Origin of the sequence: Mycobacterium sp. NPDC051804, from assembly GCF_044452905.1 — a bacterium.
Taxonomy (GTDB): Bacteria; Actinomycetota; Actinomycetes; order Mycobacteriales; family Mycobacteriaceae; genus Mycobacterium.
The window spans coordinates 691,780-703,418 of record NZ_JBITCD010000004.1 but is presented as its reverse complement, the minus strand read 5'-3'; the positions used below and the strand labels follow the sequence as shown (position 1 = coordinate 703,418).

Sequence of the window (11,639 nt, the reverse complement as noted above, 5' to 3'; positions counted from 1 at the left end):
ACATGACGCTTCGCACCGCGTTGACGGCCAGGTTCGGGATCAAGCATCCGGTCGTGCTGGCACCGATGGGTGGCGTTGCCGGCGGTGCACTGGCGGCCGCCGTGTCCGAGGGCGGCGGGCTCGGTCTGATCGGAGCCGGCAGTGGCAACCGGCGATGGCTCGAACGCGAATGCCGCCTCGCGAAAGCGGCGACCAGCAAGCCGTGGGGCATCGGATTTCTCACCTGGGGCGTGACCCCCGACGTACTCGGCGCGGCGATTGAGCAGTCGCCGTCGGCGATCATGCTCTCGTTCGGCGATCCGGAGCCGTTCGTCGACGGCATCCGCGCGGCCGACATCGCTGTCATGGTGCAGGTCACGTCGATGGAGGAAGCTCAGCGCGCGCTGGCCGTCGGCGCTGACGTCGTCGTCGCGCAGGGATCGGAGGCCGGCGGTCACGGCGGCGGCCGGGCGACGCTGCCGTTCGTCCCCGCGGTCGTCGACCTCGCGGGCACGACGCCGGTGCTTGCGGCGGGCGGCATCGCCGACGGTCGCGGACTCGCCGCGGCCCTCACACTCGGTGCAGCGGGGGCGATGATCGGGACACGCTTCGAGGCCACCACCGAAGCGCTGCTCGACGCCGAGGAAGTCACGGCGATCCTCGCCGCGCAAGCCGCCGACACGACGCGCGGCAGAGCCATCGACGTCGCGGCTGGGGCCGCGTGGCCGGAGCGGTATCCGGCACGGACACTGCGCAATCGGTTCACCGACGAATGGCAGGACCGTGTGGCGGAGTTGGATGATTCGGTGCGACAGGAATACCTCGATGCCGTCGCGCGCCGGGACTACGACTACGTGCCCATCTGGGCCGGCGAAGCCGTCGACCTGATCACCGAGTCCGACGATGCGGCCGCCGTCGTGGCACAGATCGTGATGCAGGCAGAGCAAGCCATCGACGCAGCGGGCCAGTTGTATGCCTGAGGGCGACACCGTCTTTCGCACGGCCACCAAGCTGCGGGAGGCGCTCGCCGGTAAAACCCTCACCCGCTGCGACGTGCGGGTCCCGAAGTTCGCGACGATCGACCTGACGGGGTGCGTCGTCGACGAAGTGGTCAGCCGCGGTAAGCATCTGTTCATTCGTGCGGGTGATGCGAGCATTCACTCGCACCTCAAGATGGACGGCGCCTGGCTGATCGGCGGGCAGATCCGACGCGTCCAGCCGCACAAGATCCGAATCATCCTGGAAACCCAGGATTCTCGTGCCGCAGGCATCGACCTCGGAGTGCTGGAGATCCTCAAACGCGAGCATGACATGGACGCCGTAGCACACCTTGGTCCCGACCTATTGGGCGACGACTGGGAGCCGCGGATTGCGCGAGAAAACCTGGTATCGGAACCGCAACGACCACTGGCCGAGACGCTGTTGGATCAGCGCGTGATGGCAGGCGTCGGAAACGTGTACGCCAACGAACTCTGTTTCGTGACAGGGTATCTGCCGACCACACCGGTGGGTAACGTCAAAGATCCGCTACGCATGGTGCAACGAGCGCGCGACATGCTGTGGCTGAACCGATCACGCGTCAATCGAACCACGACAGGCGACACCCGTTCCGGTCGTGACCTTTGGGTGTACGGCCGGGTGGGGCGTCCCTGTCGACGTTGCAGCACTCCGATCGCTTCGGATCGCGCCGACGTCATGGGCAGCGATCGGATCTCGTTCTGGTGCCCGAACTGTCAGAAGTAGTTCGCGCCGAAACTGAGACGCCGAAATGGCATTCCAGCAGCGAAAGTTCGAGTAGATGCCTGCTGGAATGCCATTTCGCGGCTAAGCAGCTAGCTGGGCAGCGCCAGCTTGAAGATCTTCCGCCAGACCGTGGCGATCTGCTTGTGCAGCGGCCCCTTGTTGTACGGAATGCCGTAGCGCTGGCAGATGTCCTGCACCTCGGGTGCGATCTCAGCGTGGCGATGTGCCGGGATATCAGGGAACAGATGGTGCTCGATCTGGAACGACAGGTTTCCGCTCAGGATGTGAAAGAGCTTGCCTCCGGTGAGGTTCGCCGATCCGAGGACCTGGCGGAAGTACCACTGTCCACGCGTCTCGGCCTTGGTTTCCTCGATCGAGAATTCCTGCACATCCTCGGGGAAGTGCCCGCAGAAGATGATGACGTTGGACCAGACGTTGCGCATCAGGTTGGCGGTCATGTTGCCCGCGAACACCCACGGTGCGAACGGCCCGGCCAACAGCGGGAAGGCCACGTAGTCCTTGAGCGTCTGACGCTTGGTCTTGCGCCAGATGCCTTCGAGGATTTCGCGCTTGTCGGCGATGCTGATCTCACCGGCGGCGATGCGCTCGGATTCCATCTCGTGCAGGGCGACGCCGTACTGGAAGAGCACCATCAACAGGAACGCCCACACCGGGTTGCCCAGGTAGTACGGCTTCCACTTCTGGTCTTCGCTGATCCGCAGGATGCCGTAGCCCACATCGCGGTCCATGCCGACGATGTTGGTGTAGGTGTGGTGCATGTAGTTGTGCGAATGGCGCCACTGATCAGCCGGGCAGGCGGTGTCCCATTCGAAGTTCTTGCTCGACAGCGTCGGGTCGCCGGTCCAGTCGTACTGGCCGTGCATGATGTTGTGGCCGATCTCCATGTTGTCGAGGATCTTCGACAGGCCCAGCATCGCGGTCCCCGCGAGCCAGAACGGCGGGAAGATGCCACCGAACAGCATTGCGCGGCCGGCGACCTCCAAACCGCGCTGCGCCCTGATGATTCGGCGAATGTAGGTGACGTCGCGCTCACCGAGATCGGCGATCACGCGCTCTTTGAGGGCGTCGAGCTCGCGGCCGAAGGCGTCGGCCTGCTCGGGTGTCATGGTCACGGCCTTGCCAGCGACGGTCTTGGTGATCGTCTGTGGCTGCGCGATCGTGGTGGTGGGAGTGGTGGTGGCATCGATGGTGGTTGTAGGCATCTCGATTACTCCTTTCGGTTTACAGCGCCAGGTCGACGTCGCCGACGGGGACGGTCACGCAGATCTGCACGTCCTCCTCGTCGGTCGTCGACACCGCACCGGTGATCAGGTTTCGCACCGCGCCGCGGGTCTTGCGACGGGTACAGCTGTGGCAGATGCCCATGCGGCATCCGCTCTCCGGATTCAGGCCCGCGGCCTCGGCCTGCTCGAGAAGAGGCCGACCGTCGTCGGTGATGTCGACCTTCGCGTCGGTGAATGCCACACGACCGCCGGATGATTCGGCCGGAACCGTGAACACTGGAGGCACGAAGCTCTCCGACTTGGCGGCCGGGAAATGGGTCCGAACGGCGTCGACAAGCGCGGGCGGCCCGCACACGTACACGTCGGTGTCCTCCGTGGCATCGGCCAACGCGAGGTGCTCGGCGTCGAAATAGCCGGAGAGGTCGCCGCCGTCACCGCGGGTGTAGCCGTGCAGCACCCGCACCCCCGCCATCGCCGCGAGTTCGTCGGCATAGCAGGCCTCGGCGCGGGTCCGCGCGTAATGGATGAACGTGATGTCGCGATCGGCGCCCTCGGCTCGCAACGTCCGCAGCATCGACATCACCGGGGTGATGCCGCTACCGCCCGAGACGAACAGGATGTTTCGGGGCCGGACCTCCGGCATCACGAAGTCGCCGCCGACGGAGTCCAGGCCGACCACCATCCCCGGTCGCGCGTGACGGTTCAGATAGGTGGAGACCAGTCCGCCGTCGTGGTGGCCGATCGTCAGCTCGATGTAGGCCGCACCTTCGGCACTCGCAGGCGAGTACGGGCGGGTGCGACGACGACCGTCGATCTCGACCGTCAGGTTGATGTGCTGCCCGGCGCTGAATCCAGTGAACGCCTGATTGGGCTCAAGGGTGAGGGTGACGCTTCGCGGGGTCTGGCGCCGGACCGCGATCACGGTCGCGCGAGCGTCGCGCTGGGTCCAGGTCGGGGCGACGAGCTCGGTATACCGGTCTACACCGTGAGGTCCGGTCAGCAGGTCGACCAGGGGCGACCGGAGCACCCGCTGCGTCAAAGTTTGAGTGAACATGTGTACACTGTGACTATGTTTGCAGCACCTCGTCAACGGATTTGGCCAGGTTGTGGTATGTTTCACATCAGTGAACAGTCGTACGCCTAGCTCACGGTCAAGCCGTTCGAGCAGATCGCGGTCACGGGAATCCGGACGCTCTTCGCCGTCGCGTGAAGAGCGCAAAGAGGCGACCCGGCAGGCCATCGTCGCCGCCGGTCTGCGGCTCCTGGAAGAGCGCAGTTTCTCCGCGCTGAGCTTGCGTGAGGTCACGCGCGAAGCGGGCATCGTGCCCGCGGCGTTCTATCGGCATTTCGAGTCGATGGAGGCGCTCGGCCTGGTGCTGATCGACGAGTCGTTCCGCAGCCTGCGCGAGATGCTGCGGGGGGCGCGCGCCGGCAAGCTGGACCCGAAACGGGTCATCGAATCCAGCGTCGACATCCTCATCGACGGGGTCAACGAGCGTCGCGAGCATTGGCGCTTCATCGGGCGGGAACGCTCCAGCGGAGTGTCCGTGCTCCGCTACGCCATTCGCACCGAGATTCGGTTGATCACCTCCGAGCTGGCCATCGACCTCGCCCGCTTCCCCGGCCTGAACACCTGGAGCGGTGAGGATCTGAACATCCTGGCCAGCCTGTTCGTCAACTCGATGATCGTGATCGCCGAGGCCATCGAGGACGCGCACGACCAGGCGGCCCTGGACGAGATCAAGCGGATCGCGGTCAAGCAGCTGCGGATGATCGCCGTCGGCGTCGCGGACTGGCGAAGTACCGTCTGATGCATGCCGAATCTGGAACTGGAGTATCCGCGCCCCGACATCGCCGTCCTGACCCTCAACAGGCCGGAGAAGCTCAACGCGCTGTCCTATGAGCTGGTCGAGGACCTGCACGCCGCCCTCGACGGATTCCGGGCGAACAACGACCTGCGAGTCGTCGTCTTCACAGGCGCGGGCCGTGGCTTCTGTTCCGGGCTCGACCTGACCGATCCCAACCCCAACAGGGCGGGCGAAGGAACGGAGTTCCCACGAGCCGGAATGCGTTGGCAGGAAAGGATTGCAGACCTCACCGCGAAGATCCATCACCTTCGGCAGCCGGTGATTGCGGCCGTCAACGGTCCGGCCTACGGCGGTGGCATGGGCATCGCGCTGGCCTGCGACATCCGGATCGGGTCCGAGTCCGCGAAATTCTGCACCCAGTTCATCAAGCTGGGCCTCGGCGGGTGCGACATCGGCGTCAGCTACACACTGCCGCGCATCATCGGCGCGGGCCCCGCGTTCGACCTCATCCTGACGGCCCGCGCGGTCGACGCCGGCGAGGCGCTACGGCTCGGCTTGGTGTCCCGCATCTCCACGGCCGGCTCGGTGGTCGACGACGCGCTCGCAATCGCTGAAACACTGTGCAGTTATGGCAAATTCGGCGTCGAGTCGACCAAGCAGGTCTTGTGGGCGAACCTCGACGCGTCAAGTCTGGAGTCGGCCCTGCATCTGGAAAACCGCAGCCAGATCCTGGCGTCAACCGGCGGGGTGATGGCGGACGCTACCGAGGCGTTCCGCCACCGTCAGCGATGATCACCGTTCCGGTCATGTAGCTCCCCGCGTCGGACGCCAAAAGCAATGCTGCGCCAACCATCTCGTCCGGGGTGGCGAGCCGCTTCAAGAACACGCTGCCCGCCATGCGGTCGACGGCCTCCTGCGGGTTGTTGCGCATCATGTCGGTATCGACGGGGCCGGGTGCGATCGCGTTGACCCGGATCCCCAGCGACGCGTACTCCGCTGCCATCGATCGGGTCAAAGACATCAACGCCGCCTTGTTCGACGAGTAGATGGCCGTTCCCGGCGAGAAGTTGAAGGCGCCGACGGACACCAGATTGATCACCGCTGCATGCGAAGACTCCTTCAGATACGGCAATGCCGCCTGCACCAGGAAGAGCGGACCGCGCACGTTCACCTCGTGCGACTTCGTCAACGCCTCTGCGGTCATCTCGCCGAGCGGCTGAGCCAGCGCATTGGCAGCGTTGTTGACCACCACGTCGATGCCACCGAATTCGTCGACCGTCTTTTGCACAAGGGCCTCTAGTGCGGCCGGGTCTCCGAGGTGAGTCGGTACGCCGATCGCCTGGCCGCCGAGGTCGCGCAGGTGCGCCGCGGTTTGTTCACAGGCGTCTGCTTTGCGACTGGCGACCACGGCACGGGCACCGGCGAGAACAAAGCCTTCGGCGAGCGCCAACCCGATTCCGCGGGTGCCGCCCGTCACGATGACGGCGCGGTCGGTCATGTCGAACAGGCGATCAAATGTTGTGCGGTTCACGGGGTCAGTCAAACAGATGCCGTTCGGCGCTTAGATACAGCCGCTGACGCTGATCCGTCGGCCGGCGTCGGCGCACACGTTGACGTTCGGCGCGGGCGGCGGCACATACACCGGGGGTGGCGGCGGTGGAGGTGGCGGCGCACCCGGCGGCGGAGGCGCGGCAGGGAGCGGCGGTGGGGGCAGGGCGTCGTTGAGATAGGACAGCGGGTCACTACAGCCGGTGACGTCGACATGCCTGCCGCCAACGGATCCGCACAGCGTGGCGTTGGCGGTCGGAATCTCCGCATTCACCAAACCGCCTGCGAACAACACTGCCGCGGCACAAAGCCAAATCCTGCGCACGTATCGCTCCTTCAAGAGGCGCTGCCGCTGCTCGACGACGCCGATCCAAATTCTCGCAGTTCGGACGTTCAGTGTGATCGAAAACGCACCACGCGGGAAGTCGTGCAAGGTCGATCAGGAACCGATCATGCTTTGCTGGGCGATCGACATCTCGGCATCGGTGCGGCGCGATGCCCCGTGCAGGATCAGTGGAAGATTTCTGTGAACCACATAGCGGACTTTCGAGTGCCAAGTTTGAATCTGCCCACGTACTTCTGGGGCGAAATGCTCACATCTGCAGGCAAAGCACGGCGATCTGGCGGACCACGCCAACCGTGGGGTCTCGTAGTGCTCGACACCATCGGGGCGATGTTCTATCCGAATTGCCAGGCTTGCCTACTTCCGTCGGCATGAACTTCTGTGTATGTTTGCTGCGACGAAACGGCGCGTCGGGGGACTTTCAAGGTTGGCGCCGCCAAGTCAGGTCCTACTTCTGTCGATCGTGGGGAATGTTCATGCCTGCTCGCGTCAACCGTCGTACCCGCCGGGCACTCACCCCATGACAAAGACCCGACTCGCCCAGATCGCCCTCGCCTTGGCGCTGGCACTGCTGGGCAGCATCACGATCGTGATCACGCCGGCCCATGCCGCCGACGTGTGGCAACCGAAGAAACCACCGTTGTCGACCCGGTGGACCCAGTTGGTCGGACCGAATAATGCGCTACCTGAGTATCCGCGCCCGCAGCTGTCCCGAGAGAAATGGTTGAACCTCAACGGTTTATGGGGTTACACCGGCGGTCCCGCCAAGGCTGGGTCGACCGCACTGCCGCCGGAAAGCGCCTACCGGGAGCAGATCCTGGTGCCTTTCCCCACCGAGTCCGCCCTGTCGGGAATACAACGTCACGACGATCAGATGTGGTACCGCAAGGTATTTGAGATTCCCCGCGACTGGGACAGCCAGCACGTACTGCTTCACTTCGGTGCCGTCGATCAGATCGCCACCGTCTGGGTGAACAAGAAGCAGGTCGCCCGACACGAAGGCGGATACACCGAGTTCAGCGCAGACATCACCAGCGCACTGCGTCCGTCGGGCCCGCAGGAGTTGACAGTTCGCGTCGAGGATCGCAACGAAAAGGGCGGCTTCGCCGTCGGCAAGCAGCGCTACCACCCCGCCGGGCTGTTCTACACCGGAGCGTCGGGCATCTGGCAGACGGTGTGGATGGAGCCGGTGCCCACGGCGCATATCGACAAGCTCGACATCACACCGGACTTGACCAGTTTCACTGTGACGCCGCGTGTTTCGGGTGCGAGTGATCAGCGCGCCGAAGTGGTTGTCTCCAAACCCGGCGGCGAGGTCGTCGCGCGCGCGACGGGAAGGCCGGGTGCCACGCTGCGCCTGCGGGTGCCGTCGCCGCGGTTATGGACGCCGGACGATCCGTACCTCTACGACCTGACGGCGCGACTGGTGACCCGGTCGGGCAAGGTTGTCGACGAGGTGTCCAGCTATGGCGGCCTGCGCACGATCAGCACGGTCAAAGACGCACAGGGCAGAGCGCGGATGGCGCTGAACGGCAAGATCACGTTCCTGCACGGTCCGCTGGATCAGGGCTACTGGCCCGACGGGATCTACACCGCGCCCACCGACGATGCACTGAAGTTCGACCTCGAGCAGATCAAGGCGCTCGGTATGAACTTCGTCCGCAAGCACGCCAAGACCGAACCCGCGCGGTGGTACTACTGGACGGACAAGCTGGGACTCCTGGTGTGGCAGGATATGCCGTCTCTGGACGTGTCGCTCGACATTCCGACGGGTCCGGCCCCGACACCACGTCGGGATGCCCAGGCGCACTTCGAAAACGAGCTCTCCGAGATGGTCCATCAGCTGAGCAGCGTCACGTCGATCGTCGGGTGGGTGCCGTTCAACGAGGGCTGGGGCGAGTACGACACGGCCAGGATCGCGAGGGCGGTGAAGGCCGAGGACCGCACGCGCATGGTGGTCCCCAACAGCGGGGCGAACTGCTGCAAGTCCCGCGGCGACAGCAGGGCCGGCGACATCTTTGACGATCACACCTACGTGGGTCCGGGTAGGCCGCTGATACGTGACGGCAGGGTGACCGTCAACGGTGAGTACGGTGGCTTGGGCCTGATCGAAGAAGCCAACCGGTGGCCCGGGCCGCCCATGGCATACGAGATGCCCGACAGTAAGGAACGTCTGACCCAGCGCTACGTCGAGGTCAGCCTCGACGTCGAGCGGGTGATCCGTGAGGTCGGACTGTCGGGTGCTATCTACACGCAGACAACGGATGTCGAGAACGAGGTCAACGGCTATATGACCTACGACCGCCAGATCATGAAGGTCGACCTACCGGTAGTGGCAGGGCGTAATCGCGCAGTCATCGCCGCGGGTTCACGCTAGCGATCGCTTGCTGACGAATACGCGCGGTTCACCGGAGATCGGATCGTCGAGTTCGAGGCGGTGCGCAAGCAGCTGAAGGGGCCTGGAGAAGTCGTCGGGCGCCACGTCGACGACGTTCGGATACCACGGGTCGCCAATGATAGGAATCCCCAACGAATTCATATGCACCCGCAATTGATGTGTCCTCCCCGTCCTCGGCGTCAGCCGATAAAGCCCGTCGCCGAGATGCTCCACCAAGGTCTCCGCATTCGGCTCACCCTGCTCCTCGGCGGACTGTAACTGCCCACGCCGCTTGGTAATACGGCTTCGCAGAATCACCGGAAACTCCAGCGCCGGATCGATCCCCGCTCGCGCCAGATATGTCTTCCGCACCTCGCCCCGCGCGAACATCGTCTGATATGCACCGCGCACCTCGCGCCGCACCGTGAACAACAGCACGCCCGCCGTCAGCCGATCCAACCGATGCGCAGGCGACAGCTCCGGCAACTCAAGCTCTCGCCGCAGCCGCACCGTCGCCGTCTGCGCCACATGTCGCCCCCGTGGCATTGTCGCCAGAAAATGCGGTTTGTCGACCACCACGATGTCGTCGTCGCGATACAGGATCGGCATGTCGAACGGCACCGGAACCTCTTCGCGTAACTCGCGGTACAGGTAGACGAAAGACCCGGGCGGTAGGACCGTCCCTACCCCGACGACACTGCCGTCAGCGCAAACAACCTCACCTGCAAGCACTTTCGCCGCAGCACCGTCCCCGAACCGAGACGCCAACTCGACGAGCACCGATCCGCCGCGCAACCGCACCCGCGCCGGGCCGAGTCCGTCACGGACCGGCAACGGAGCGGGACGCCTCAATTGAGTGGCACCGGTTCGAGAATCTCAGCACGCGCCTCCGGCGCGGCGGCCCGCAGCGCATCAGCGGATTCATCATCCGGCTCCTGCTGCGAACGCACCTCGGCCTCGACACGAGCCAGGTATGTCGTCACCTCGCGGTCGATATCGGCAGAGCTCCAACCCAGCGCGGGCGCAACCACTTCGGCGACTTCGCGCGCACAGTCCACGCCGCGGTGCGGGTACTCGATCGAGATCCGCATGCGCCGCGCCAGAATGTCCTCCAGATGCAACGCACCCTCGGCCGCCACGGCGTACCACGCCTCCACCTTCAGATACACCGGAGCTTCGGTGATCGGGGTCAGTAGATCCGGCCGGCCTTCGGCCATCTGAAGGACCTCACCGATCAGCGACCCGTAGCGGTCCAGCAGATGCCGCACCCGATACGGATGCAGCCCGTAATGCTTTCCGACATGTTCCGTCTGATTGATCAGCGCGAAGTAGCCGTCGGCGCCCATCAGCGGCACCTTCTCGGTGATCGACGGAGCAACCCGGGCCGGCACGTACTCGGCTGCGGCATCGATCGCGTCGGCGCCCATCACCCGATACGTCGTGTACTTGCCGCCGGCGATGGCCACCAGTCCAGGCGCGGGCACGGCCACCGCATGCTCGCGCGACAGCTTGGAGGTCTCCTCGCTCTCCCCCGCGAGCAGCGGTCGCAGACCGGCGTACACCCCGTCGATGTCGTCGTGAGTCAAGGGCGTCGCCAGCACCGTGTTGACGGTGCCAAGGATGTAGTCGATGTCGGCCTTGGTGGCTGCCGGGTGGGCTAGGTCGAGATTCCAGTCGGTGTCGGTGGTGCCGATGATCCAGTGCGTGCCCCACGGGATGACGAACAGCACCGACTGCTCGGTGCGCAGAATGATCGCCACCTCGCTGACGATGCGGTCGCGGGGTACGACGATGTGCACGCCCTTGGATGCGCGCACCCGAAATCGGCCGCGCTGCTTCGACAACGCCTGGATCTCGTCGGTCCAGACGCCGGTGGCATTCACCACCACATGCCCGCGTACCTCGGTAATCCGACCGTCTTCGGAGTCACGCACCTCCACCCCAACGACCCGGTCACCCTCGCGCATCAGCGACACCACCTGCGTCGACGTCCGCACCACCGCTCCGTAGTGCGCCGCGGTTCGCGCGACGGTCATGGTGTGCCGCGCGTCGTCGACCACGGTGTCGTAGTACCGAATGCCGCCGATCAACGACGACCGCTTCAGCCCGGGCGCCAGCCGCAGTGCACCCGATTTGGTCAGATGCTTCTGCGCCGGAACGGATTTCGCCCCGCCGAGTTGGTCATAGAGAAAGATCCCCGCGGCGATGTAGGGCCGCTCCCAGACCCGGTTGGTCAGCGGGAACAGGAACGGCAGCGGTTTGACCAGATGCGGGGCCAACGTCGTGAGCGAGAGTTCACGCTCGTGCAGCGCCTCGCGAACGAGCCCGAACTCGAGTTGCTCGAGGTAACGCAAGCCGCCGTGAAACATCTTCGACGACCGACTCGACGTTCCGGAAGCGAAGTCGCGCGCCTCGACGAGGGCCACTTTGAGGCCGCGAGTTGCCGCGTCGAGAGCGGCACCCGCCCCCACTACCCCGCCGCCGACAACGACGACGTCGAACTGCTCGCTGCCTAGACGCTCCCACGCCTCTGCGCGCTGCTCCGGACTCAGGAGTGTCTGCCCGTTCGCGGGGATCGGGTCGCTCACCGAAATCGC

11 protein-coding genes are annotated in these 11,639 nt (G+C 65.0%); 5 read left to right on the top strand and 6 right to left on the bottom strand.

The genetic code is table 11. From position 1 onward, the window contains the following. The first annotated feature begins 2 nt into the window (after positions 1–2). Both ACIA48_RS18820 and nei2 read left to right on the top strand, forming a co-directional pair. A complete protein-coding gene (locus ACIA48_RS18820) occupies positions 3–959 on the top strand; it encodes an NAD(P)H-dependent flavin oxidoreductase (RefSeq protein WP_396734609.1) in 957 nt (318 codons plus the stop codon). After that, positions 952–1,722: an endonuclease VIII Nei2 gene (nei2, locus tag ACIA48_RS18815; RefSeq protein WP_396734606.1), complete on the top strand. Its 771-nt coding sequence runs from the start codon at positions 952–954 to the stop codon at positions 1,720–1,722. Before ACIA48_RS18820 ends, nei2 begins: the two co-directional genes overlap by 8 nt. Before the next feature lie 89 nt (positions 1,723–1,811). Here nei2 and ACIA48_RS18810 read toward each other — a convergent pair whose 3' ends face one another. Further along, positions 1,812–2,945, bottom strand: coding sequence for a fatty acid desaturase family protein (locus ACIA48_RS18810; protein ID WP_396734603.1), 1,134 nt, complete (start codon positions 2,943–2,945; stop codon positions 1,812–1,814). Positions 2,946–2,964: 19 nt separating this feature from the next. After that, positions 2,965–4,020, bottom strand: coding sequence for a ferredoxin reductase (locus ACIA48_RS18805; RefSeq protein WP_396734600.1), 1,056 nt, complete (start codon positions 4,018–4,020; stop codon positions 2,965–2,967). Between the two features lie 70 nt (positions 4,021–4,090). Here ACIA48_RS18805 and ACIA48_RS18800 point away from each other — a divergent pair, with 70 nt between their 5' ends. Further along, positions 4,091–4,777: a TetR family transcriptional regulator gene (locus ACIA48_RS18800; RefSeq protein WP_396734598.1), complete on the top strand. Its 687-nt coding sequence runs from the start codon at positions 4,091–4,093 to the stop codon at positions 4,775–4,777. Positions 4,778–4,780: 3 nt separating this feature from the next. Beyond that, positions 4,781–5,566 (top strand): enoyl-CoA hydratase/isomerase family protein, encoded by a 786-nt coding sequence (locus tag ACIA48_RS18795; protein ID WP_396734596.1) that lies wholly within the window; start codon positions 4,781–4,783, stop codon positions 5,564–5,566. Here the strand turns inward: ACIA48_RS18795 and ACIA48_RS18790 are convergent. After that, positions 5,535–6,305, bottom strand: a complete 771-nt coding sequence (locus ACIA48_RS18790; RefSeq protein WP_396734593.1) for an SDR family NAD(P)-dependent oxidoreductase — start codon at positions 6,303–6,305, stop codon at positions 5,535–5,537. The two genes, ACIA48_RS18795 and ACIA48_RS18790, sit on opposite strands and share 32 nt — an antisense overlap. Positions 6,306–6,335: 30 nt before the next feature. Beyond that, positions 6,336–6,647: an RNA-binding protein gene (locus tag ACIA48_RS18785; RefSeq protein WP_396734590.1), complete on the bottom strand. Its 312-nt coding sequence runs from the start codon at positions 6,645–6,647 to the stop codon at positions 6,336–6,338. Between the two features lie 538 nt (positions 6,648–7,185). On the opposite strand from ACIA48_RS18785, the gene ACIA48_RS18780 reads away from it, so the two are divergent. Next, positions 7,186–9,042 carry a glycoside hydrolase family 2 protein gene (locus ACIA48_RS18780; RefSeq protein ID WP_396734587.1) on the top strand — a complete coding sequence of 619 codons (1,857 nt, stop codon included), beginning with the start codon at positions 7,186–7,188 and terminating at the stop codon, positions 9,040–9,042. Here ACIA48_RS18780 and ACIA48_RS18775 read toward each other — a convergent pair. Together ACIA48_RS18775 and ACIA48_RS18770 are read right to left on the bottom strand one after the other, a co-directional pair. Continuing rightward, the gene (locus tag ACIA48_RS18775) at positions 9,034–9,894 is read right to left on the bottom strand and encodes a pseudouridine synthase (protein WP_396734585.1); all 861 of its coding nucleotides are present in this window, start codon (positions 9,892–9,894) and stop codon (positions 9,034–9,036) included. The genes ACIA48_RS18780 and ACIA48_RS18775 overlap by 9 nt on opposite strands. Further along, the gene (locus tag ACIA48_RS18770) at positions 9,891–11,630 is read right to left on the bottom strand and encodes a glycerol-3-phosphate dehydrogenase/oxidase (protein WP_396734583.1); all 1,740 of its coding nucleotides are present in this window, start codon (positions 11,628–11,630) and stop codon (positions 9,891–9,893) included. Before ACIA48_RS18770 ends, ACIA48_RS18775 begins: the two co-directional genes overlap by 4 nt. Positions 11,631–11,639: the final 9 nt, after the last annotated feature.